Here is a 23,517-nt window from a genome sequence, read left to right as displayed (position 1 = left end):
CCTCAGCCTTTTTGTAATGACCTGCCTTTATGTAAGGGCAGGCCATTGGAAAATTGCTGCTTCTTGCAAGCAGATTGCCTTTAATCTGCTCACGTTAGTAGGCGGTTTCCTTTATGCGTCCAGGGTAGGCTTTATCATAGGCGTCGCCGTCAAAGTCTTCTTTGGAAAGGGACTGTACCATTTGCCCGGCTGTTGGCAGTGTTTTTCGATCGACCTTGGTTTCTTCGTTCCAAAGAGCGGAGCGGAAGATTGCTTTCTGGCACTGGAAATAGATGGTCTGCACGGTGACGGTGATGATCGACTTCGGTGGTTTGCCATCCATTATGTGTGCTTCAAGGCGAGCTGGGTCGGTCGAAATCGTCGCTGTTCCGTTGACGCGGATGGTCTCTCCAACTCCAGGAATCAGGAAAAGTAGGGAAACGCGCGGGTCCTCCACGATGTTACGCAGGCTATCGATGCGATTGTTGCCGCGGCGATCAGGAAACTCGATGGTTTTTCCGTCGATGACTTTCACAAAACCGGCCGGGTCTCCGCGCGGAGAACAGTCAGTGCCTTCATGCGATACTGTTGAGAGCGCAAAGAATGGCGCTGCCTCAATAAAGGCTTTATATTGAGTTGAAATATAGCAGATTTCTTTATCTAAAGAGGTCTGTTTCGGGATACCATATAACTCTTCTAGCTGAGCAAGATTGGTCACTTGGTGGGCAACAGCTGCTGCTTGAGTCGCTGGCATAATTAAATCCTTGCTGGCGCGGGGCACCATAGTCGATACTTCCTGATGGCGCAGTTGAATATAGTTGCTCGCAGAGGTTATCAAAGAAACTATCAACGAACTAGGGTCAAATGCTGATGGTGTTGGTCAATACGAATTTTAACAAGGCCCCTGAGGGTACTCAGTCTGGTTTTGTTCAAACGGAAGATAACGTTAAGATTCGCTGGGCCCGTTGGGCACCGACCGGTTCTCCCCTTAAGGGAACAGTGACGATCGTTCAGGGGCGAAGAGAATTTATTGAGAAATACTTTGAAGTCGTTGAGGAGCTGCGCGCGCGGGGCTTTTATGTTGTGACGTTTGACTTGCGCGGGCAAGGTGGTTCGGAGCGTTTGTTGAAGAATGAACGGCGCGGTCACGTTGAAAGCTTTGATGAATTTGCGTTGGATTTGCATGCCGTTCTAGACAATGTGGCGCTTTCTGATTGTCCGAGACCTCATTTCGTGTTGGCTCACTCAACCGGTGGTGCTGTCATGATGCATGCCAACAGGCGGCTGAAGACAAAGATTGACCGTGCGGTGTTAACGGCTCCCTTGATTGGCCTCGCCATAGATAATCGGATTAAGAAATTTGCCGGAACGCTTGCTAAGAGCCTTGTCTGGATGGGGCTGGGGAATGCATTCGTCCCTGGTGGGAACGCTGCGATTACTGTCGATTATGAAGGTAATACGCTCACGTCTGACCCTCACAGATTCAAGCGCATGAATGACATGCTTGAAGCTGCCCCGCATTTGGGGTTGGGTTCACCCACCGTGAGTTGGTTTCGTGCGATGGGCCTGGCTTTGGAGCGATTTAAGGAGCCCGATTTTCAGCTTGAATTCGGGGTGCCTTCGCTTGTCATCGGGGCAGGGAAGGATCAAATTGTTTCTACGGATGATGCCGAGGAGTTGTGTCGGTCTTGTCCAAGCATGAGTTTTCTGGAGATTCGAGGATCTCAGCACGAAATTATGATGGAGCGTGAGCCCTACCGCGAGCAGTTTTGGGCAGCGTTTGATGCTTTCATTCCCGGCAGTGTGGATTAACGAGCTTTTTCAGCATGCACCGCGATCATTCTCATTGACCGCGACACACGCTTCGTTTTTCTGTTTTGCTGCCTCTTATTTGAAAGCCGCAGTAGCATCTGCACTCATACGCTTTAAACGGCTGCTGTTGCCAGTTTGGTCAACAGTTCATCATGGAGCCGTTTATCACCCGTGGCGAGCACCTGCCCGCCATCAACTGCGTTGCCGCCTGTCCAGTTTGTGACGAAGCCACCTGCACCTTCGACGATCGGGATCAAGGCAAGGATATCGTAGGTGTTCATGCCAGTTTCAACCACTGCATCAAAGCCAGCAGCAGCCAGCATGGCATACCCATAACAATCTGTGCTGTAGCGGGTGAGGCGTGCCTGGTCGCAAATGGTATCCCATAGAGGGCGCTCAGTTTCACTGAAAAGGGCAGGCTCTGTTGTGGTGATGACGGCCTCTGAAAGGGAGGCACAGCTGCGTGTCTTCAACGCGCGTTCGCCTAGAGGGCCTTTCATGAACGCTTCTTCGCAATTGCCCCAAAAGCGCTCACCGTTATAGGGTTGGCTCATGATCCCTTGCACGGCCTTGCCCTTTGTTCTGAGGCCGATCAGCGTACCCCACAATGGCGTACCGCAAATGAAAGAGCGTGTGCCGTCGACAGGATCGAGCACCCAGACATTTTCCGCTGTTTCGCGGACCATGCCGAATTCCTCGCCAATGATACCGTGATCAGGGCACTCGACTTCCAAAATCGCACGAATTGCTTCTTCAGCGGACCTGTCTGCAATGGTGACCGGGTCAAACCCTGCATCCAGTTTGTTGATTACTTCATAGCCAGAGCGGAAGTGCTGCATGGTTTTTGCATCGGCAGCGTCTGCGAGTTTGTGAAGGAAAGCGTAATCAGGATTTGAGGAGGTCATATCAGTTCATCCGTTTGGAGCGTCAATCGCTTGCGCACCATAGTCAGGAATTGTGAAAGTGCAAATGCGGAAGATGCGGAAGCTACATATATTTTCCGCATCCGTTTTTTGCAGCCTTTAGCGATGCGTGTATGTTTATGATGCGCTGCACAAAATCTGATTATTCCTATAATTGACCCACTGAAAATTGGGGTGTTGTCGGCAAAGCACAAACTGGCCAATTCGTCTAGGATTGACGCTATTTTGCGGTTAAATACTTGACGTTTTTGCGTCGCGATGCGAGCTTTATTGCAACGCAAGATTTTAGAGTCTGCGTCGCCCTTTGCGAAAGGGCATTCCTCCCTAGACTAGGGCCGCCTCCTATGTGAGAGCGGCCTTTTTTGTTGGCTGGTTGTTAATGTTCTCTGTCGTAGGGAAGTGCAGGCAGGGGAGATTGAAGTGCCAAATTTTTTTGAGAGTCCGTTTAAGGGCATCCCGCTTCAGGAGCAGGTGACCAATCCCAACATTATTGTTGGAAAGCATTCTTATTATTCTGGTTATTATCACGGCCACAGCTTTGATGAATGTGCCCGATACTTACGCTCAGATGAAGAAACTCATGACAAGCTGATTATCGGCGCGTTTTGCTCTATCGGATCAGGAGCAGTGTTTATGATGGCCGGTAATCAGGGACATCGTCCTGAGTGGGCCACAACGTTTCCATTTCATTATTTTGATGAGCCTGCTTTTGAAGGTGCAAAAGACGGTTTTAAGCCAGCAGGCTCGACACGTGTTGGCAATGACGTCTGGATTGGCTCAGAAGCAATGATTATGCCGGGTGTGCAGATCGGTCATGGTGCTTTGATTGGTAGCCGTGCGGTCGTAACGAAGAATGTGCCGGCCTATGCCGTCGTGGCCGGTAATCCTGCTAAAGTTGTGCGCTCCCGCTTTTCTGAAGCGCAGGTTCAGATGCTACTGGAGATGAAATGGTGGGATTGGAGAGATGAAGTCCTGAAAGGTGCCATGCCTCTTTTGTGTTCCTCGGATATTGAGAGACTTTATGACTACTGGCTTGGTTTTTGATGCAGCATAAATTAGAGCTGTAGGTTATTCTGCAGCCAACAGCTCTTTGGAGAAATTCTCGCTTACCATTGCGACCAGTGCGCTGAGAAATTCCATTAAATCCTGACGCAGATCCTGGAAGCCGGAGTGGGGCTCGTGGGTGTGTTCGTCCATGTAAAGAGAACGGTTGATTTCCACCTGTATGGCGTGCACACCTCGTGCTGGCTTTCCGTAGTTTTCTGTAATGTAGCCCCCCGCATATGGGCGGTTTAGTGCTACATGATAGCCCATGTTTTGAAGCAGACCGACGGTGCAGGAGGAAAGCCACGAGGAGCAGCTGGTTCCAAACCGGTCGCCAATAACGAAATCAGCTTTCTGGTCATTGTGTTTACTTGAGTTAGCTGATGGCATTGAGTGACAGTCAACGAGGACTGCCAGCCCAAATTGCTCCTGGACGTCATCAAGAAGACCGCGCAGAGCGCTGTGGTAAGGTTTATAGACCTGCTCGATACGATCCAAGCCCTCTGCCGCAGGAATGCGAGTGCGGTAGATCTCGCGCTGTTCACCCACAATGCGCGCAATTGTACCCAGACCGCCAGCAACTCGCAGTGAGCGGGAGTTGATGTGCTTGGGCAGTGCACCTTCAAACATCTTTGGGTCGAGCTCGTAGGCTTCTCTATTCACGTCTATGTAAGCACGTGGAAAGTTGGCCTTTAAGATAGGCGCACCCAATTGCTGGGCGTCTTTGATCAACAAGTCCACGAATGCGTCTTCACTCTGCCTGATCTGGGTATTATCCAGCCTGGAGGTTTGCAAAAAAGACGACAGGTATGTGCGGCCCGAGTGTGGGCTGTTAAAAACAAACGGGACGGATTGTCTATCAGGCGAGAGGACCTCAAATGCGGGTATCTGGTCGCCTGACTCGAGCGTTTCGCTGTAGTTTGCTATGGCTTTGATGTCATGATCTTTGAAAACTATCACAGAATTACTATTCCTCAGTCGCCATAGACACTCGCAGTATAGAGGGAGATATTCTCCTGAGCCAGACATTAGAAGGTATGCTTATGAATAGGCAAGAGATGTGGCCGTTTTTGTGTATTTGTAAAGACGGTGTGGCCTTGGGCCCTCAGTTGACGCATAAGTCTCTTTAGAACTGACCATGTTTCATTTGTCCCTATTGTTTTGGCAGGTGTTCCCGAGTAGTTTCCTGTTTCCAAGAGCGTACGTTATTCGGAATCTGTCGGATTGCGAGGGGAGGGTACCTCTGACATATTTAAATTATTTACGGGGCGTCTCGTGAGGAGAACGTCATCGCTGCACCTGGAGTTTTAAGGTTGTCGAACATGTCTCGAATTCTGCTCGCGGAAGACGATAATGACATGCGCCAGTTCTTGTCCAAGGCACTTGAGAAGGCTGGGCACACTGTAGTTTCCTTTGATAACGGAAAGAGCGCATACGAGCGTATTTGCGAAGAACCCTTTGCCCTTCTGCTGACAGACATTGTGATGCCGGAAATGGACGGGATTGAGCTGGCTCGTAAAGCTACGCAGCTGGATCCTGATTTAAAGGTTATGTTTATCACAGGGTTTGCGGCTGTTGCCCTTAACCCTGATTCCAAAGCACCACAGGACGCGAAGGTCCTTTCCAAGCCATTTCACCTTAAAGACCTAGTTCGTGAAGTGGAAAAAATGCTCGTTTAGTAAGTTTTTAGGGGTGAATGTGGAAAGAGGGAACATAATTCCGGATTTGGGCTTGCGCACTCTCAAAATTCCTCTTATACGCCACTCCACCGCAGCGTTTAGGCGCTGACGGACGAGCTTCTTTGAAAGTTTCGGGCGTGTAGCTCAGCGGGAGAGCACTACGTTGACATCGTAGGGGTCACAAGTTCGATCCTTGTCACGCCCACCATTTTTCGCCGGTTTAAGCATCTTTGATGTCTGTTCCGGCGGAGCGGGCCCTGATTTCAGGCCCTGCGCCGCTTCTTACAACTGTGGGAATGCAGCGCGGACCGGATCAGTAAACCGTACTTGAGAGGCGCATAGCGCCTCGTTTCGTTGGCGGATCGTGGTACTTCAGGATCCCTATAATTTGACCCAAATTGGGGGTAGGATAATGAAGATTAAGAATTCTCTCAAGGCACTCATGGGCCGCCATCGTGATAACCAGATGGTACGTCGCAAGGGCCGTGTTTACATCATCAACAAAAAGAACCCGCGTTTTAAAGCGCGCCAGGGTTAAGTTTTCTACGCTAATTTTTATGAAATTGGCGTGAAAAACCCTTGGTTCTAAGAGTTGCGAGCCGCATGGCAAAAGTGAGATGCTTTTGCCATGCGGTTTTTTTTGTTTGCTCGCCCGATTTGCTCCTTATGCGGAGCTTTTGAATCTTTGCAGACAACGTTAGTCGGGTTCTCCGGTCTAGCGCCATCTTCACGACATTCTAGCGTATATAAGCTCTGGCGCCGTTCTGGCACGTGTGCTGTCGTTTTGCTTGCTCTTGTCATGTTGTCACTGGGGACTGGTGAAGGGAAGGCAATGGCCTCTGGGGCGAAGGGTGACCGCGCGGGCCATTCAGGCCTGCGCACAGTGCGCGGGTTACCTGATCGCCACCCTAAGCTCAATACAGGCCCTGACGCCGCTCTGAGCGGCCCTGCAGGCGGCCCTGCACAGATTGGGCGGCCTACGCCTCAGCATCATGGTCCAGCTCGGCAGTATACGCGCCAGCAGTTGCTTGATGCTCTGTTCATGGAGCTTCGTGATGCGGATACGCTGAATAAAGCGCAGGGCATTTCGCGGCGCATCCATAGTCTCTTCATGCAATCAGGAAGTCATACGTTGGATTTGCTCATGATGCGTTCAGCGGAGGCGGTTGAAAGCAAGCAGTACGGCCTTGCACTTGACCTGCTGGATGCGGTGGTCCGTCTTGATCCAGAATATGTGGAAGGGTGGAACCGCAGGGCTACTGTGCATTTCTTAAAGGAAGATCTTGGAAGGTCGTTGGCTGACATTGAACAAGTGTTGCGCATCGAGCCTCGGCATTATCCAGCGCTCTCCGGTTTTGCCATGATCCTTCGAAGAACCGGTAAAAACAAAAAGGCACTGGAGGTGTTTCAGCATGTTCTGGGCATCTATCCGTTGTTGGAGAATGCTCAGGACGCCGTTAAAAGTCTTCGTATGGAACTGTGGGGCCAGTACCATTAAAAGCCTGGCCCACAACTCTGGAAGCGTTAATGCAACAATCTGTCAGTGGCTCGTTTGATGCCTGCATCATATTCTGCATGATTGGTTACTGTCAGCAATAGGCCCTTTGCAAGGGTAAAGAGGATAAATGCCTCATCTGCCGCTTGTTCAGCGGACCGCGCTTGGTTGCCTTCCGCAATGACTGTTGCAATCTCATGCAGGACGCGCGGCATAAGGCTTTTATCACCGGATAACATCACCTGTTCCCCCAGTTTAAGCAGTTGCGCGCCATGGGCTGAATTGTGCATCAGGTCTAAATGTTGGCCGATGAGCGTCTCCAACGCACAGACGATCCGTAATTTTGGGGCGTCTTTCTTCTTTTCAAGCGTTTCCAGCGCTTGAATACCAACCTCAATCGAGTAGTCTTCAACGATGGTCTGGAAGAGTTCTTCTTTGGTGCCAAACTTTTTGTAGAGTGACTGACGAGAGAGGCCGACGGCGTTTGCAACGTCATCGACTGATGTTTTTCGAAAACCATACTGAGCAAAGACACCCAGCGCCTTCCGTTTATCAAAGTTCGTTTTCATGTGTACCAAGTTGGTAAGGTCAATTTATATTGTTAATTTTGTTGCTTGTTACGAGCTGATAATGTGCCGTAGACAAACCCTTTTAGCACCCCTGAATAACTTAGTTTTGTGCCAAAGCGTTTCGACATTCTGTTGAGCCGCTTGAACCGCTTTATCTATGTGTTTTGCGACTTCCTTTTCCTAAAGCTGCATTCGATTCAAGGCTGGGTGTATATCACAAGACAGCTAACTTCTAAATTGGTTTTGTGCTGTTTGGAGCGCAAGCGGCTGCATAGTTGGGCTGAGGGGTGAGGGTAACGCGTGTGAGAGCCGTTTTGGGTGCGGTTGCGCACGAGGGTGATTAAAAGAAAAAAGCCCGAGATCATCGATCCCGGGCTTCTTGTTCATATTAGTTCTACTGGCAGGTTGCTTAAATGTCGTTTGAACCAACGAAAGCAATCCGCAGCATATTGGTAGAGCCTGGTGTGCCGAATGGCACGCCGGCAGATACCAGAATGCGCTGACCTGGCTTTGCAAAGCCTTCTTCGTTTGCAAGGCAGCAAGCGCGGTTGATGAGGTCTTCCTCGGTCGCGGCATCCTGACTAGCAACACAGTGCAAGCCCCAACCAATGGTCAGGCGGCGTACAGTCGCGATTTCAGGAGAGAACGCGATGATTGGCGTTGCAGGGCGCTCACGGGATGCGCGCAGTGCGGTTCCACCAGAGGCGGTGTAAGAGACAATCGCTGCCAGATCCAGAGTTTCTGCAACCTGGTGAGCTGCTGCGGTGATTGCGTCAGCGCCGGTTGCTTCAGGTTCTGTGCGCTGAGCGTGGATGATAGAACGGTAGTTCTCGTCTTGCTCAACTTCCACGGCGATCTTGTCCATGGTCGCAACGGCTTCTGTTGGGAAGTCACCGGCAGCTGATTCAGCAGAAAGCATAACTGCATCTGCGCCTTCAAACACTGCGGTTGCCACGTCAGATACTTCTGCGCGGGTTGGAACCGGAGATGTGATCATGCTTTCCAGCATCTGCGTTGCAACAACAACTGGCTTTCCAGCTTTGCGGCATGCGCGGATCATACGCTTTTGAAGGCCTGGAACCTGCTCCAGTGGCATTTCAACGCCAAGGTCACCACGAGCAACCATGATTGCGTCGGACAGCTCGATGATCTCAGAAAGACGTTCGATTGCCTGTGGTTTCTCGATTTTTGCAAGAACGCCAACACGGCCCTGTGTGGTGTTGCGAACTTCGATGAGATCTTCTGGGCGCTGTACGAAGGACAGAGCGACCCAGTCAACTTTTGCATCGAGTGCAGCCAACAGGTCTGCGCGGTCTTTTTCAGTCAGTGCACCAACCGGAATTTCTGTATCTGGAACAGAAACGCCTTTACGGTTGGAAATCTTGCCACCAACTTCAACAATTGTCACGCAGCGCTTCGGAGAAGTTTCTGTTACGCGCAGGCTGATTTTGCCGTCGTCCACCAAAAGGCGGTGACCAACTTCAAGGCTGCCAAGAATTTCAGGATGTGGGAGGTAAACGCGGGTAGCGTCACCTGGGGTCTCGTTAGCGTCTAGAATAAAGGTTGCGCCGTTTTCAAGGATTGGCTTTTCGTCGTTTGCAAAGGTGCCGACGCGCAGTTTGGGGCCCTGCAGGTCAGCAAGAATGCCGATTGGACGGCCAACTTCTGCTTCCACGTCACGAATGCGATCAACCAGATTGTTGAGAACTTCGTGGGAGGAGTGGCTCATGTTGATGCGGAAAACGTCTGCACCAGCAAGCCATAGCTTCTTGATTGCTTCTTTTTCGGAAGACGCCGGGCCGAGAGTTGCTAGAATTTTGACCCGTCTATTACGCTTCATCGTCCACCTGTTCCTTGCTCTACCGGCTCTGTCAGCTGGACCGTCCAGCTGCTTTGATCGCCTGTATCTATTTCAAAGAATCCTGCACGCTCATATCCGCGAGCGACACAGTCTTCTATCCCGCGAATGGTGAATTTCTTTTGACGAATGCACATATATGCTTCGCCATCCCATTCGCCATTTTGATCCGTTTGTTCTGCATACAAGTAATAGTAGCGTGATGCCAAGTCACCGGAAAACAGTGTGTCGCAGGTGTTTTTATCAATTGTCCACCAGCCTTCTGTGATCCAATCAGCACCATCACGGTAGCCAATTGCGATGTTGACCGTACTTTCAGTCTTGTTGCAGGTACGAAAGTCTGCTTTCGCAGAGGGAATCTGCTGAAAGCCCAGAACTCCAAAAGCAACACAGGCAAGAGCCAGTGCATTTTTCATAAAACGTTTTTTTACAGCAGATGCGAAGTCGTTTCTGGATGTTCTCATAACAGTCTTATGTACAGCTACAAACGGCAAGTTAATGCGTTCAGTTGATGCCCTTGTCAACGTGGTTCAGCCAGAGGCCGAAGCGCTTTAGAGCACGACGAAAGGGTAATACAGGTTGTTCTGGGTAAAGAACGTTGCCCCAATTCACTATTGGCCACATAAAAGCGGCAGGATGATGAATTGGATTAAACCCGACATGTCATGCTTTGGTTGCCTCGCCCTTACTCTGGATGAGTGTGGACGATACCCGTCAACGCTGAAATCTGACCCAGAAACCGGATCTTACCTCTAGGAATCCTAGTATCTTTATTGGCCTGAGTTTTGTGTAGAATCAAGAGCAAAGCCAGAAAACCTTGGTACCTCCCACAGTTCCTCATATCAATCATGAATAAATTTTGAAAGAAAAGACAAGGAGATAAACGATGTTTTAGTCGCGGGCGGTGAATTCTTGTGATGTTTTATGCATCAGATCGCCGCTGGGGCAGATACCTTGAAGAGGTGCGACAAGTTATTTCTTTGCGCTGCGACACTTTGCTGGGGGCAGGTTGCAAAATGTGTTTCATTGAACGTCTGCTAAAGATTTGTCATCTCAAACGGAGGTTGGGAGACCTTCTGTTCGGGGGTAATTGCAGTAATATATGAGCATGTGAATTTGTCGCGCAGAATTATAGTTGGAAAGTTGTGAGTATTTGTTGGGCTAGGCGGCATTGCGTAGGTAGTACAGCGCAGTTTTTTTGCCCCATTGGGTTTTTGGGTGTGGTGAGGTTGGCATTTGGATGACGCTTGCGGCATTTTTAAAGATGATTTTATAGCGTGGCGGTGCCAGTAGATTGTGCGGCAATTGAGGCATGCGTTTTATATTCACATTGAAATTGAGTTCTTCCCCCAGAACTTGTGAAGGTTGCTGAAAAGAGGCCGTCAACGGTTGACCCGTCTGCTTAGTTCTGGCAGCAAGACAGCAAGGTTAATAGTGTATTGCACGAACGTAAGGTGGATTTTCCATGTCAGATAACGGCGGTGTTGCAGCAGACCAGCTGCGTGCGTTGATTGAGCGCGTTGAGCGTCTTGAAGAAGAGAAAAAAGTTATCGCTGATGACATCAAGGATGTTTACGCGGAAGCAAAAGGCAATGGCTTCGACGTGAAAGTCATCCGCAAGATTGTTTCTATGCGCAAGCGTAAGCCACATGAGCGTGAGGAAGAAGAGGCAATCCTAGACCTTTACCTGCACGCTCTTGGCATGGCTGGCCCGGTTATGGACGAAGCGTAATCGCGTCCTATAGCTAAAGTCAGTTTAGCTCGTTTTGAAAGAGGCTCCTTGCTGCGGCGAGGGGCCTTTTTTGTTTGGTGGTTATCGTCTGCGGTCAGGTTTCTTTGTTTGGTGAAGTGCTCAAAAGAGCTGCAGACTGTTTGTCTTGAAAATTCCAACAGCCCCATATTAATGCAAGGGTTAAGGTGATCATTGATGCGGAGATGAGGAATGTGAATGGTTCTCTGTCCGTCAAGCTCAAGGCCCCGATGAGCGTGATTGCCATGCCTGCGTAGGCGGCCAAGCCTTGTTTAAAGGCTGCTAAAGTAACAGACACTCTCCCTGAACATGAGAAGATGAAGGCATTTGAGTAGGTCTCAAAATAGGCCCGGGCTCCGGAGATTGCTGCAAACAGGAGTGGGATGAAAACCCAGTTCAACGTCCCTGTGATTAAGGTGAGAGATAAACTTGCAAATGCTGCTGCGCTGAGCACGCATGACATCATTAAGTGCTTTTGAGGGAAGCTGTTAATTACTAGGTTTTTTCGCAGTATCATCAAGTTAAAGAGCACTGCGCCAACAGCCGAGGCTGATAAGGCTACGGATAGTAGCGATTTGGGGACCTCGTAGTAGCTGAATGTGTAGGGCAGCAGATTGGAGAAGGTTAAGGACAAGCCCACTGCCAAGACGATGCAGCTGCCAAAACCAAGCTGGAAAACGCCAGGAATTTTCTGTGGTTCTGTGTTGGTATCTGTGGGCGTGGTATTCAAGTTTTGCGTGGGAAGCGGAAAGAGTAAGAGGCCGAGGATCGCAATCCCCCCGAGGCCGGAGCTGATGGCGAAGACAGATTGCTCGCCGAAATTGACAGCCAAGATGCCGCCTAAGACCGGGACGATAAGTTTGGAGAGGGTATTTATGAGATTGAGGAGGGAGGCAAACTTAGCTCTTTGGTTCTTCTTAATGTGCTGCGCCTCTCCGGCGACGATGGGCTGCATGAAACCGATTGCAAGTGCTCGCAGCAGAAGCAATGGAACTAATGCAGTGAGTGAGTTTGCCCAAATGAGGCCAAGTGTGCAAACAACACGGCCCGCAGTTGTTAGGATCAGCAAATTGGTGGCGTTGTGGCGATTGATGGTTTTGGTGATGAACCGGCTCAATATTGCTTGTGGGGCAAGCATGGATATTGAAACCAAAGCAACGGCAATCGGCGAGAAATTCAATTCATAGCCGACCCAAGTCATGATGCTTATTAAGTCAATCCAAGCGCTGATGTTTAAGCAGGTGATTACCATCAACAGCGGCTTGTTCATCATGCAAACTCCATTTACGGCGCGGTGGGTAAACAGCAGAATTGAACGCGCGGGGATGGATAAACAAGCACGTGAACATATAGAGAACAAGGTGGAAGTGGTTGACCTCAACCACTGGCGTGGGTAAGGCGCAAACGATTTCAGCTAAGGAAAAGGTCTGGTCAGCAGAAAGTGGCTCATAATAATGGCTTAATCGCAATTTGGCTGCGTCGTAGGCCAGTCTTGAAACCCGTTCTTGGGGCTTCAACATGAAATTGTTTCAGTGCAAAAAATTAGGTAGCGGTGTGGGTGTTGCCTAATTCAGTGTGAGTTGTGCGGTGCCAGTATTGATCGTATCAAGCCACGCGATTGCAGCGCCGCGATTGATGCGTTTGCGGATAGGCCTGTATGGCGTTTTGATGAGCGAATCTTTGAACACTGTGGTGACAGAGGTCATCAGCACCGCGAGTTGATTCTGGTCAGGATGCTGCATGGTGATGGTGCGACGGTTCTTGGAGGTCCATGTCGGGTCGAGCATCAAGACAGCATTTGGCTGTGGTGCTGAATGGAAACCGACCAGAAGAGGCCGGGGAACGACTTTAGCAACACTGCTCTGCTGTGCTGGCAGAACTTTAGGCATCAGGTTAGGCAGGCGTTGTTGCGCAACTGGCTCTTTGGCTGGGAGCAGTATCTCTTTACTCTTTGGAATATTTCGCCCTGTTGAGGGAGATGCGTATGCGAGTTGTGTGGAGACGAGTGGGCGCAGGCTATCAGGTGTTTTTTCGCCTGTTGCTGCGATGATCGCTGCGATGCCGTCCTTAGGTGTATCCACTTTCGCCGGCATGTGCGCTGCCCGTTGCGGTGAAGCAGGTGTTGCCGCTGGCAATGCAGCGACCTGAACAAGTTGTTGTGGTTTTATACGCGGGCGTGCTGATGCGAACAGGTCGAGACTTTGCTCAGGTTGTGCTGGTGCGGCCTGTGTTGCTGTGCCTGGCTTTGCAAATGGTCTGGCAGTGGCAAGAGCCAGTGGCGACGCCGCGCCGGGTACAGGGCTGGTTGCTGGCTGTGATGCCAGCAACGCAACTTTCGGCTGCGGTATGGTGTTGATGTCAGCTTGCGCGCGGCGGCTTGGGTCCGGCTCACGTACCTTTGGTGTTTTGCTTGCCGGTGCAGGTTTGCTTGTGTCCTTGCTGTCCGGGTTGCTGAACAAGCGGGAGAAGAAGCTGCCACCTTCTTTAGAAGAGGATGATCGTGCGCTCGATTTTGCTGAGGAGCGCGATCTGCTTGCGACGCTGGTTGAGCGTCCTGAATCTTTACGCTTAACAGCTGCCAGTGTCTGCTTGTAGCGGGCCATTGGCTTGCCATCGGATGGAACGTGGATCGTATCCCCTTTTGGGAAAACCTTTGCCAGCTGTGAGCGCGACATACGCGGCCAGTGACGTACAGAACCAGTATCCATATGAACAAATGGTGTGTTTGAACGTGGGTAATATCCAACGCCGCCCACATGCTGGCGAAGCCCAGCGGCGCGCAGCTTGGCTGTGCTCACGCCGGGAATGAAGAAGTCCATTGCGCGGCCTTTGGTGTGCTGGCTGTTTTTAGCCACACCACTGGAGCGCTTGCGGAGCATATTGTTGGTTTTTGGCGAGCGATAGGCGGAGACAACATGGATGTACTTTTTTGAGCCTGTCTTCTGGTAAACTTCCCAGATCAGGTCAAACAGTTCCGGATCCATTTTGGTCGGCTCTTTTTGACGCCAGTCGCGTAAGAAATTATTGAGCTTTCGAAGGCCTGCTTTATCGTAACGACCATTCCGTTTGAACGTAATTTCAGCCCGCTCTTTTGTGTGGGTGAAGTACAGCTTGAGTGAGCGTGTGCTCGCACTGGCTGAAGCGACTGAGGTGAGGAGAAGCGCACAAAAAACGGCTGCGGCAAGCAGCTGAATGCCTAGTAGACGTTTACCAAAATCCGAGCGCCCGAATACAATCATATCACGCAATTGAATCTCGCTTTCGCGTTAGCAGCTAAAACCTTACCGCAGAGCCCCACCTCTTTCGTTTTAGTGCGGACAAGGTTAATGAGCCTTTACTCTAGTTACAATTAACGCGAACTAGTGACTATACGGCAACATTCCAAGTTTTTTGCCGTTTTCAGCTATTTTCATGCGACATATCCGCACGAATCCGCACGCATAAGTCGTCATCTAGCTGTGGATACATGTGGATACTGACAATTTTAAAGATTCAGAGCGTCTATGGTCGCCTGATTATGTCCGTAAATATCCGGGCGTCTTTGCAACTTTCCGGCTTCATCCACAAAGGCTGTGAAATATGAGATGTGTACGGGAATCTGTTGTTGCAGGTTCACTTGCGTTTGCTTTTTGCCCACCAGAGAGCGGATGTAGTTGCCGGTGATGGTATTTTGCGTTGCCATCAGAGCGTCTGCAAAGTCGAACGGGTTTTGTACACGAACACAGCCGTGAGAAAACGCGCGCTCTGAGCGATTGAACAGCGATTTGGATGGTGTGTCGTGCAGGTAGACGTTGTGCTTGTTCGGGAACATGAACTTGATTTTACCAAGAGCGTTACCCCGACCTGGACGCTGGCGTATGCGGATTTTCTTAAACGTCACAGCGTTCCAGTTCACCCGGCGTGGATCAACGATCTTGCCGCCATAGACGATTTCGTAGTTGCCTTTTCGCAGGTAGCTTTGCGGATTGCTCGCAAGCATCTCAGGCAAAATCTCTTTGGATGCGATGGAGTAAGGCACATTCCAGTATGGGTTCACAATCACATGTTTCATGCGGTCTGAAAAAACAGGTGTTTTGTTGGAGCGCTTACCGACAACCACGCGACTTTCAAACAGTGAGAAGCCATCCATATTCAAGCGGACCATGAACTCTGGGATGTTTACACGTAGATGTGTTTGCCCCAGATCGCGCGGCATCCAGCGCCAGCGTTCCATGTTCGCGATGATGTCTTTGACTGGGTTGCCGCTTACACGGCCATTAAGTGCCAGTAGCGTGCGTGGTCCCACTGCTCCGTCTGGATGCAGGCCGTTTCCAGCCTGGAACGCTTCAACCGCATAAGCCAAGTCCTGCGTGTAAACGTTCATCTGGGATTCAACGGTTGGGACACTCAAGCGTTCTCTGAGCAGAATGACGCGAGAGCTTTTGGTGCCAACCTTGAGGACTTTGCCAGCAGGAATAACAACTTGCTTTTCCAGCTCACCTTTTTGGGTCTGTTCTCGCAGCTGCGCGAGTTGCACTTTGAGCGCTTTATACTCGGCATGTGGCGGGTTGAATGCAGCTAAAACCTGCGAGGGGGTAGCCGAGCGCGCGATCGATGTCAGCGCTTCAATCGGATCTGGCCGTTCCGGGCGAAGTGTGATGTCCTCAGAAATTGCATAGGGGCTGACGCGTCCGGCTTGAGCATCCTCTGCGTATTTAAGAAGGGAGTGGGACAGCTCCAATTCGGCCATCGCAATCTGCTCTGGCGTTGATTTGCCATCTGCATTGAACCCTACTTGTGGGACTGGGTAGTCAGCTGAGCGCAGGCCTTCTTCATCCGCTGCTTGCAACGTTTTTATGACGGATAAAGCGCTGGCTGTGAGCTTACCTTGCAGGATCCAAGCTGGCTGGAAGCTTCGGTTTTGGTAGAAGAGTTTCGCCGCTGCAGCTTCGCGCTTTGCATGAAAATTCTGACGGCTATGATTCTTGCTGAATGCCTGCTGAATTTGCTGGGCAACAGGGTTAGACAGCGCAAGATTTACATGATCGAGCTGCACGTCAAAGTTATCTGGTATTGCTGCCTTAGCAGAATACACCGTTGACGAAAGCGCAATAACTGCCCCTGCGAGCAATGCTGATGTGCTCGTTCTACCAAACATTTATGACTACCCACCCGATAACTCTTTGATCTTTAAAGGTACAAGAAGAATACCTCAAATTTTAAGAGTGTTGTTTTGCCCAAGCTTTTAATTATTATGCATATTCACTAATTCGCATTGAAATAACACGAGTGCGTGATCTTTTAAATTCAAGGTTAAGTGATATGAACTTAAACCCACGGTTTTTTTAGTTTGCAGCCTTGCTTTCTGGCCGTTCTTCTAGCCCGTACTCTTTCAGTTTGCGATAAAGTGTAGAGCGCCCAATTCCCAAACGTTTCGCAACTTCAGTCATGCGGCCTCCGTAGTGGGAGATCGCGGTCCTTATCATTTCCTCCTCAACACCCATTAATGTGCAGACATGGCCTTCGCCATCAAAGGAACGCATATATCCAAAGGGAGGTTGTTCCGCGTCGAAGGCTGAAACGGCTTCGACCTGGAAAAATTGCTTGTCCTGCTGTTCCTCCCATTTACTCTCTACATTCAGGGATGAAGAATAGACGTCAGCTTGTGGTGCTCTTGTTTCAACTGGCGAGCTGCCCGCGTAACTCATTGGCGTATCTGTTGCCTGAGCTATTTGCGGGAAGTCTTCGCAAGTCAAGTTTGGACCATCGCACAGGACAACTGCGCGGAATACTGCATTTTCAAGCTGGCGAATGTTACCAGGCCATTCATAACTTCTCAGCATTTTTAGAGTATCGGGGATGATTCCCGTTACCTGTGGTTTGCTTTCCTCTGCTGCAAAACGTGCAATAAAGTGGCGTGTTAGCTCGGGTATATCTTCGCTCCGGTCCCGGAGGGGAGGGACCCAGATTGGGAAGACGTTGAGGCGATAATAAAGGTCTTCTCGGAATTTACCTTCTTTGACCTGATCAAGTAAGCGTCGGTTTGTTGCTGAGATCAGGCGGAAATCCACCTTAATTGGCTTACGCGCGCCAACCGGATCGACCTCACCTTCCTGAAGGGCACGCAGGAGTTTGACCTGCACTTCCATTGGCAGCTCTCCAACCTCATCGAGAAAGAGCGTGCCTCCGTTGGCTTCCTGAAATTTACCGATGTGCCGATCAACTGCGCCAGTAAAGGCCCCTTTTTCGTGCCCAAAGAGTATGGATTCAACAAGATGGTCAGGAATAGCCCCGCAATTTACAGTGATAAAGGGTTTGGAACGCCGTTCGCTTGAACCTTGAATAGCGCGTGCAATCAGCTCTTTACCAACGCCGGATTCCCCTTCGATCAGGATCGGGATGTTTGAGGAGGCGGCCCTCTCGCCTAAGCGCAACACACGGTCCATTGGCTCTGAGCGCGTGACGATATTATCGAAGGTGAGCGTGCCTTCAGAGTGTTTGCGGATGCGGGTGAGTTCATCTTCCAGCACGGCGACTTTCAGAAGATTGGTGATGGAGACCTGCAAACGCTCGGGGCGGCTGGGTTTTACAACAAAATCCTGGGCGCCAGCTCGCATGGCTTCAATGACTGTTTCGATGCTGCCATTGGCGGTCTGCACGATAATGGGGACCGGGTTTTTGGCCGCGCGCGTGTCCTTTAAAACCTGGAAACCGTCGACTTCTGGCATCATGAGATCAAGGATGACCAAATCGATTTCGCACTGTGCATTTCCGGTAAGTATTTCAAGCGCTTCTTTTCCGTTGGTGCAGCTTTTTGAGCGGTAACCAAATCGCTTCACTGCTTCTTCGAGCAGGCGGCGTTGAACCGGATCGTCATCTACGATCAAAATACGCTGAGCCATGGAAAAGTCCTTCAAATCATTAAGGCAGTAATGCATAGTGTGCCAATTCAGGTCATCCTGCACTTAATTTGGTAAACAAATTGCCCACTTCATTTTGGGGGGCTTGTTAAAATACGCCATTGCATGTGTATGGATTGGGCGCATACTTAACTGAGATGTTGCAGAACTGGTTTCTGCGCCCTGCAGATTTTTACTGGCATTAAGCCATCCCATAATCGGACGCTCATATGACTCTCAAGCACGTCACTCCATTTTCCATCGCCTATCAAAGCGCTGATGCCGCTATGGCAGATCCAGGCCTTGGCGGGCTGCCGGAGTGGGATCTCTCTGTTTTTTACAGCTCTATTGAAGACCCTGCGATAGAACAGGACATGGCCGACGCAAAAAAGTTGGCAGAGCAGTTTGAAGTAGATTGCAAAGGCAAACTTGCGGAAATCGCAGAACGCTCTGGTGACGAGCTGGCCGAGATCATTCGCCGTTACGAAGAACTTGAAGATATGATGGGGCGTACCGGTTCGTTTGCCGGTTTGTCCTATGCAGGCAACACAACCGACGCAGCTCATCAGAAGTTTTATGGAGATGTGCAGGAAAAGCTGACCACGGCGAGCCTACATCTACTGTTCTTCACACTCGAGATGAATAATGTTGATGATGCGGTGCTGGAGAATGCTCTTCGCTCTGAAAAGCTTGCCTACTACCGTCCATGGTTGGAAGACTTGCGCAAAGAGCGACCTCATGAACGCAGTGAAGAAATCGAGCAGCTTTTCCATGAAAAGCATGTGACAGGCGCTGCTGCATGGAACCGTTTATTTGATGAGACAATTTCCGGGTCTCGCTATGAGATTGACGGAGAAGAACTGTCCATCGAACAGACCCTGACCTTACTGCAGAACCCAGATGGTGAAGTTCGCAGGAAAGCGGCGAGTGCTCTTTCTAAGACATTTGGCAAGAATCTGAGCGTCTTTACGTTGATCACCAATACGCTTGCCAAGGACAAAGACACTTACGACCGCTGGCATAACTTTGATGACATTGCAGATAGCCGACACCTTGCCAACCGAGTGGAGCGTGAAGTTGTAGATGCGCTGGAAGAAGCCGTGCGTGCAGCTTATCCACGTTTGTCTCACCGCTACTATGCAATGAAGGCAAAGTGGCTTGGTGTTGAGAAAATGCATTTTTGGGATCGCAATGCGCCGCTGCCACAGGCTGATACCCGTGACATTCCATGGACTGAGGCGAAAAGCACTGTTCTGGATGCTTACAAAAAGTTCTCGCCAGAACTTGCAGAGATCGCTGAGCAGTTCTTTGATAAGAACTGGATCGATGCGGCTGCACGGCCAGGCAAGTCACCTGGTGCGTTTTCTCATCCTACCGTGCCAAGTGCGCACCCGTTTGTGCTGGTTAACTACCAAGGCAAAACGCGTGATGTGATGACACTTGCACATGAGCTTGGGCATGGTGTTCATCAGGTACTGGCAGCGCCAAATGGGGCCTTGATGGCTCCAACTCCTCTCACCTTGGCGGAAACCGCTTCTGTATTTGGAGAGATGCTGACCTTTAAAGATCTGCTGGCCAATGCTGAGACGCCGGAAAAGCGTCAGATCATGATCGCTTCCAAGGTGGAAGACATGCTGAACACCGTTGTTCGGCAGATTGCATTTTATACCTTTGAGCGGCAGGTACATGAGCTGCGCAAGGAAGGTGAACTGACGGCTGAACAGATCTCAGCGATCTGGATGGGCATTCAGGAAGAAAGCCTTGGTGATGCGATTGATCTGGAAGGTGGCTACGAGAACTACTGGACGTACATTCCGCATTTCATCCACTCACCGTTCTATGTGTATGCCTATGCCTTTGGCGATTGTCTGGTGAATTCACTCTATGCCGTTTACGAGGAAGCTGAAGACGGGTTTGAGCAGAAGTACTTTGATCTGCTAAAAGCAGGCGGCACCAAGCACCACAGCGAGCTGCTGGCTCCATTTGGTCTGGACGCGACAGACCCAGCCTTCTGGCAAAAAGGTCTGGCTGTGATTGAGCGCTTGATCGACGAGCTGGAAGAGATGGACCAAGCTGATTAAACAGCTTGACGCTATTTTACATTTGAGGGGAGGGCGCTCGATTGAGTGCCCTTTTTTCGTGTGTGGTCTCCAGTCAGATGGGCTTAAACCTAAAGGACTCCGGGTTATTCCAAATGGCAACTTCATTGAGCCGTTCGCTGGTTGCTTGTTGTTTTATATTTCGTTCGAAAGTGTACTTCGAAGATCTTTTCCTCAAACATCCAACCTTGGGATGTCACCTATTTTGAGATTGGGTTTGCGTCTCTGGAGCTTGAATGTGTCTCTGATATTGTGGGGTTCAATGGGCCTGAGGTGTTTCCATCGGATTTAGGGCGTAGATGTTCCGTTTCCTTGCGTGCGTTGGCGTTTTAATTATACACTGTATAATTATTGAATATGGAGCTGTAGTCATGACAAGTGGACATGTGTTTATTGCGACGAGTTTGGATGGGTTTGTTGCGCGGGAAAATCACGCCTTGGATTGGTTGATGAAGCAACCAAATACGGGTGAGGATGCAGGGTATGATGCGTTTATGGGATGTATGGACGGGCTTGTTATGGGCCGTGGTTCCTATGAAACAGTGCTTGGTTTCGAAAACTGGCCTTACGCAAAGCCAGTTGTTGTGTTGAGTAAAACGATGACACAGGCGGACGTGCCTGATGCACTGAAAGGGAAGGTACGTGTGAGCGCCTCTGATCCTGCGGAGATTATGCAGGAACTTTCTGCTGAAGGTTGGAGCCATGCTTATGTGGATGGTGGCAAGGTTGTTCAGTCCTTCATTCGCGCTGGGCTGGTGGAAGATATTATCCTCACTCAGATTCCCATTTTGATCGGTCGTGGGGTGAGACTGTTTGGGGATGTCACAGCAGATATTGATCTTGAACTGGTTTCCAGCCGAAGCTTCAAATCAGGCATGGTTCAAAGTCATTATCGGTTGATGCCAGTTTTGGAGAAGTGAGCATGGGACGGCCAGCAAAATCCAAAATGGGCCTCAGCAAAGACCGAATATATGCGCAAGCCATGCTTCTTCTTGATGAAAGTGGTGAGCAGGCTGTGACCTTTCGAGAGCTGGCAGCGCGGCTGAATGTGACAGCTATGGCGATTACACACCATGTGGGTACGCGAAAGGAGCTGTTTGGGCAGCTGATTGACCAGGCTTACGATGGGGTTGGAGAAGCGCCCGAACCTTTAAAGGGACGGGAGGCGCTGGTGCATGTGCTTGAGGATTATTGTCAAAGGGTTATTGCCCATCCAGCCCTTATGCAGAGCATTTTGATGGATTCTAGTCTGATGCCGTCACCTCTTTTGAGGCTGACGGACCAAATTCGTCATTTCGTGGAGTCTACGCCCTGTGAGAAAGAGGAGGTGGAGACACTGGTGAATCTGATTGCGGACTATACGCACGGATTTGCGATCAGTGCTGCGGCAAATCCCGGTGATGCTGAAGGCGCACCGGGCGTGCGGGTGGAAGATTATCGCCGCGGTTTGGAGTGGGTGCTTGCAAAGCTGGGCTGAACAAAATGTCGGGCGAGAGAAGGTTTCAATTTTAGGGTTGTTTTTTCAAAGAATGAAGAAATATTCACGCAGTCAAATACAGGGCTAAAATCTCCTAAAAGCACGTTTTTTGCGCATTTCGGGGGCTTTCTGGCATTGTTATAGCGGGGCTGTCCTGCTACATCCTGCCACAGAAATGTAACGCATACGAGGGCTAGCATGATCCCGCGCTATTCGCGTCCAGAGATGGTCGCTATCTGGTCTCCTGAAACGAAGTTCCGCATCTGGTTTGATATTGAAGCGCACGCTTGTGATGCTTTGGCTGAACTGGGTGTTATTCCAAAAGAGTCTGCAAAGACCATTTGGGAAAAAGGTGGTCCTGCTACCTTCGATATCTCTCGTATTGACGAGATCGAGCGGGAAACCAAACATGACGTGATTGCGTTTTTGACGCATCTTGCTGAGATTGTTGGTCCAGATGCGCGTTTTGTTCATCAGGGCATGACGTCTTCTGACGTTCTGGATACTTGCTTTAACGTTCAGCTGGTTCGCGCTGCCGATCTGCTGCTTGCTGATATGGACAAGTTGCTGGCTGCTTTGAAGCGCCGTGCGCTTGAGCATAAAGACACCGTCACCATTGGTCGCTCCCATGGTATTCACGCCGAGCCAGTGACCTTTGGTCTGAAAATGGCACAGGCTTATGCTGAGTTTGACCGTTGTAAGAAGCGTCTTGAAATTGCGCGTGAAGAAATCGCCACCTGTGCGATTTCTGGTGCGGTTGGTACATTTGCAAACATCGACCCGCGTGTTGAAGAGCATGTTGCTGAAAAGCTGGGCCTTGGTGTTGAGCCAGTTTCCACGCAGGTTATTCCACGTGATCGTCATGCCATGTTCTTTGCGGTTCTGGGTGTGATTGCATCTTCCATCGAGCGCCTGTCAACCGAGGTTCGTCATTTGCAGCGTACGGAAGTTCTGGAGGCTGAGGAGTTCTTCTCCAAAGGCCAGAAGGGTTCTTCTGCGATGCCGCATAAGCGCAATCCTGTGCTGACTGAGAACCTGACCGGTCTGGCGCGTATGGTTCGCTCCTACACGATGCCTGCGATGGAAAACGTTGCACTGTGGCATGAGCGGGATATCTCTCACTCTTCTGTTGAGCGTATGATCGGTCCTGATGCGACTGTCACTCTCGACTTTGCACTCGCTCGTTTGACCAACGTGATGGAAAATCTGGTGGTTTACCCAGAGCGCATGATGGGCAACATGGATCGCCTTGGTGGTCTGGTTCACTCCCAGCGTATTCTGCTTGCTTTGACACAGGCTGGTGCGTCTCGTGAAGACAGCTACCGCCTTGTACAGCGCAATGCGATGAAGGTTTGGGACAGCTATCAGGTTTCTGGTGATGCGAAAGTGGACTTCCTGAGCGAATTGCTCAAAGACGAAGATGTCCGTAAGTACCTCTCTGAGGAACAAATCCGCGAACGGTTTGACCTTGGCTACCACACCAAGAATGTTGATGTGATCTTCAAGCGTGTCTTTGGCGATAGCTAAGGCCGTCTGAGTATCTTTTAAGGTAGGTGAGTGTGATGAAACTTTATGGTCTGCGAATTTTTGTAACGGACATGGCTGCGGCCAAAGAGTTCTATGGTGACACGCTCGGCCTTCCTTTGACGTGGGAACTTCCTGAGCTTGGCGCGTTTGGTGCCAAGCTTGAAAATGCAGAGCTGATTATTGAAGAAGCTCATGGCGAAGAAGAACGCGGCTATGTTGGCCGATTTCTCGGAGCCTCCTTGCAGGTGGACGATATTATCGACACCTATGAACGCCTTTGTGACGAAGGCGTGGACTTTCCAACTCCCCCTGAAAAGCAGGCTTGGGGCGGAGTTCTGGCACATTTTCATGATCCGTTTGGTAATGTTTTGACATTGCTGGGCGAAGCTCACTGACAACACGGTCGCTTTGGGTCTTTAATCAGGCC

General features: G+C 50.3%; 22 protein-coding genes and 1 tRNA gene. 12 read left to right on the top strand and 11 right to left on the bottom strand.

Annotated features, from left to right (window positions below; genetic code table 11):
- Nucleotides 1–94 precede the first annotated feature (94 nt).
- Nucleotides 95–733, bottom strand: coding sequence for a pyridoxamine 5'-phosphate oxidase family protein (locus BMZ51_RS15865; RefSeq protein ID WP_068004196.1), 639 nt, complete (start codon nucleotides 731–733; stop codon nucleotides 95–97).
- Nucleotides 734–849: 116 nt separating this feature from the next.
- Here BMZ51_RS15865 and BMZ51_RS15860 point away from each other — a divergent pair, with 116 nt between their 5' ends.
- Nucleotides 850–1,791: an alpha/beta hydrolase gene (locus BMZ51_RS15860; protein WP_068004197.1), complete on the top strand. Its 942-nt coding sequence runs from the start codon at nucleotides 850–852 to the stop codon at nucleotides 1,789–1,791.
- Nucleotides 1,792–1,904: 113 nt separating this feature from the next.
- Here the strand turns inward: BMZ51_RS15860 and hisN are convergent, their stop codons facing one another.
- Nucleotides 1,905–2,696: a histidinol-phosphatase gene (gene hisN, locus BMZ51_RS15855; protein ID WP_068003913.1), complete on the bottom strand. Its 792-nt coding sequence runs from the start codon at nucleotides 2,694–2,696 to the stop codon at nucleotides 1,905–1,907.
- 438 nt (nucleotides 2,697–3,134) lie between these two features.
- Here hisN and catB point away from each other — a divergent pair, with 438 nt between their 5' ends.
- Nucleotides 3,135–3,758, top strand: coding sequence for a type B chloramphenicol O-acetyltransferase (gene catB, locus BMZ51_RS15850; protein ID WP_068004199.1), 624 nt, complete (start codon nucleotides 3,135–3,137; stop codon nucleotides 3,756–3,758).
- Nucleotides 3,759–3,782: 24 nt separating this feature from the next.
- Here catB and BMZ51_RS15845 read toward each other — a convergent pair whose 3' ends face one another.
- Entirely contained in the window at nucleotides 3,783–4,646 is an 864-nt protein-coding gene (locus tag BMZ51_RS15845; protein WP_074882165.1) for an N-formylglutamate amidohydrolase, read from the bottom strand.
- Nucleotides 4,647–5,080: 434 nt separating this feature from the next.
- On the opposite strand from BMZ51_RS15845, the gene cpdR reads away from it, so the two are divergent.
- The 4 genes from cpdR to BMZ51_RS15825 all read left to right on the top strand — a co-directional run bounded on the left by cpdR (nucleotide 5,081) and on the right by BMZ51_RS15825 (nucleotide 6,935).
- Nucleotides 5,081–5,437, top strand: coding sequence for a cell cycle two-component system response regulator CpdR (cpdR, locus tag BMZ51_RS15840; RefSeq protein ID WP_008551455.1), 357 nt, complete (start codon nucleotides 5,081–5,083; stop codon nucleotides 5,435–5,437).
- Between the two features lie 133 nt (nucleotides 5,438–5,570).
- A tRNA-Val gene (locus BMZ51_RS15835) sits at nucleotides 5,571–5,645 on the top strand.
- Nucleotides 5,646–5,849: 204 nt separating this feature from the next.
- Entirely contained in the window at nucleotides 5,850–5,975 is a 126-nt protein-coding gene (gene ykgO, locus BMZ51_RS15830; RefSeq protein WP_054662728.1) for a type B 50S ribosomal protein L36, read from the top strand.
- A 147-nt stretch (nucleotides 5,976–6,122) separates the two neighbouring features.
- A complete protein-coding gene (locus tag BMZ51_RS15825; RefSeq protein ID WP_208979523.1) occupies nucleotides 6,123–6,935 on the top strand; it encodes a tetratricopeptide repeat protein in 813 nt (270 codons plus the stop codon).
- A gap of 26 nt (nucleotides 6,936–6,961) precedes the next feature.
- On the opposite strand, the gene BMZ51_RS15820 is transcribed toward BMZ51_RS15825, so the two are convergent.
- From BMZ51_RS15820 to BMZ51_RS15810, 3 genes are all read right to left on the bottom strand, one after another.
- Entirely contained in the window at nucleotides 6,962–7,501 is a 540-nt protein-coding gene (locus tag BMZ51_RS15820; protein ID WP_068003918.1) for a TetR/AcrR family transcriptional regulator, read from the bottom strand.
- Nucleotides 7,502–7,910: 409 nt separating this feature from the next.
- Complete coding sequence (gene pyk, locus BMZ51_RS15815; protein WP_068003920.1) at nucleotides 7,911–9,341, bottom strand: pyruvate kinase; 1,431 nt, start codon at nucleotides 9,339–9,341, stop codon at nucleotides 7,911–7,913.
- Nucleotides 9,338–9,823: a DUF1036 domain-containing protein gene (locus BMZ51_RS15810; protein ID WP_082825572.1), complete on the bottom strand. Its 486-nt coding sequence runs from the start codon at nucleotides 9,821–9,823 to the stop codon at nucleotides 9,338–9,340. Before BMZ51_RS15810 ends, pyk begins: the two co-directional genes overlap by 4 nt.
- 1,001 nt (nucleotides 9,824–10,824) lie before the next feature.
- On the opposite strand from BMZ51_RS15810, the gene BMZ51_RS15805 reads away from it, so the two are divergent.
- Nucleotides 10,825–11,091, top strand: a complete 267-nt coding sequence (locus BMZ51_RS15805) for a DUF2312 domain-containing protein (RefSeq protein WP_068003923.1) — start codon at nucleotides 10,825–10,827, stop codon at nucleotides 11,089–11,091.
- A 94-nt stretch (nucleotides 11,092–11,185) separates the two neighbouring features.
- Here the strand turns inward: BMZ51_RS15805 and BMZ51_RS15800 are convergent, their stop codons facing one another.
- The 5 genes from BMZ51_RS15800 to BMZ51_RS15780 form a co-directional block, all read right to left on the bottom strand.
- Nucleotides 11,186–12,382, bottom strand: a complete 1,197-nt coding sequence (locus tag BMZ51_RS15800) for an MFS transporter (RefSeq protein WP_082825573.1) — start codon at nucleotides 12,380–12,382, stop codon at nucleotides 11,186–11,188.
- Nucleotides 12,324–12,629, bottom strand: coding sequence for a hypothetical protein (locus BMZ51_RS23920; protein ID WP_068003925.1), 306 nt, complete (start codon nucleotides 12,627–12,629; stop codon nucleotides 12,324–12,326). The genes BMZ51_RS15800 and BMZ51_RS23920 overlap by 59 nt, the downstream gene beginning before the upstream one ends.
- A 45-nt stretch (nucleotides 12,630–12,674) precedes the next feature.
- Complete coding sequence (gene mepK, locus BMZ51_RS15790) at nucleotides 12,675–14,348, bottom strand: peptidoglycan L,D-endopeptidase MepK (RefSeq protein ID WP_068003926.1); 1,674 nt, start codon at nucleotides 14,346–14,348, stop codon at nucleotides 12,675–12,677.
- 245 nt (nucleotides 14,349–14,593) lie between these two features.
- Nucleotides 14,594–16,246 (bottom strand): L,D-transpeptidase family protein, encoded by a 1,653-nt coding sequence (locus BMZ51_RS15785; RefSeq protein ID WP_082825574.1) that lies wholly within the window; start codon nucleotides 16,244–16,246, stop codon nucleotides 14,594–14,596.
- A gap of 187 nt (nucleotides 16,247–16,433) precedes the next feature.
- Nucleotides 16,434–17,990, bottom strand: coding sequence for a sigma-54-dependent transcriptional regulator (locus tag BMZ51_RS15780; RefSeq protein ID WP_068003927.1), 1,557 nt, complete (start codon nucleotides 17,988–17,990; stop codon nucleotides 16,434–16,436).
- Between the two features lie 227 nt (nucleotides 17,991–18,217).
- On the opposite strand from BMZ51_RS15780, the gene BMZ51_RS15775 reads away from it, so the two are divergent.
- The 5 genes from BMZ51_RS15775 to BMZ51_RS15755 all read left to right on the top strand — a co-directional run bounded on the left by BMZ51_RS15775 (nucleotide 18,218) and on the right by BMZ51_RS15755 (nucleotide 23,485).
- On the top strand, nucleotides 18,218–20,068 hold the full coding sequence (locus BMZ51_RS15775) for a M3 family oligoendopeptidase (RefSeq protein WP_068003928.1): 1,851 nt from the start codon (nucleotides 18,218–18,220) through the stop codon (nucleotides 20,066–20,068).
- 389 nt (nucleotides 20,069–20,457) lie between these two features.
- The gene (locus BMZ51_RS15770) at nucleotides 20,458–21,006 is read left to right on the top strand and encodes a dihydrofolate reductase family protein (RefSeq protein WP_068003929.1); all 549 of its coding nucleotides are present in this window, start codon (nucleotides 20,458–20,460) and stop codon (nucleotides 21,004–21,006) included.
- A gap of 2 nt (nucleotides 21,007–21,008) precedes the next feature.
- Nucleotides 21,009–21,563 (top strand): TetR/AcrR family transcriptional regulator, encoded by a 555-nt coding sequence (locus BMZ51_RS15765; RefSeq protein ID WP_068003930.1) that lies wholly within the window; start codon nucleotides 21,009–21,011, stop codon nucleotides 21,561–21,563.
- A 198-nt stretch (nucleotides 21,564–21,761) separates the two neighbouring features.
- The gene (gene purB / locus BMZ51_RS15760; RefSeq protein ID WP_068003932.1) at nucleotides 21,762–23,090 is read left to right on the top strand and encodes an adenylosuccinate lyase; all 1,329 of its coding nucleotides are present in this window, start codon (nucleotides 21,762–21,764) and stop codon (nucleotides 23,088–23,090) included.
- A 35-nt stretch (nucleotides 23,091–23,125) separates the two neighbouring features.
- Nucleotides 23,126–23,485 (top strand): VOC family protein, encoded by a 360-nt coding sequence (locus BMZ51_RS15755; protein ID WP_068003933.1) that lies wholly within the window; start codon nucleotides 23,126–23,128, stop codon nucleotides 23,483–23,485.
- The last annotated feature ends 32 nt before the right edge of the window (nucleotides 23,486–23,517 follow it).

Source organism: Pseudovibrio axinellae, from assembly GCF_900110875.1.
GTDB lineage: Bacteria > Pseudomonadota > Alphaproteobacteria > Rhizobiales > Stappiaceae > Pseudovibrio > Pseudovibrio axinellae.
The sequence above is the reverse complement of the archived record's forward strand: the minus strand, read 5'-3'. Positions and strand labels throughout refer to the sequence as shown.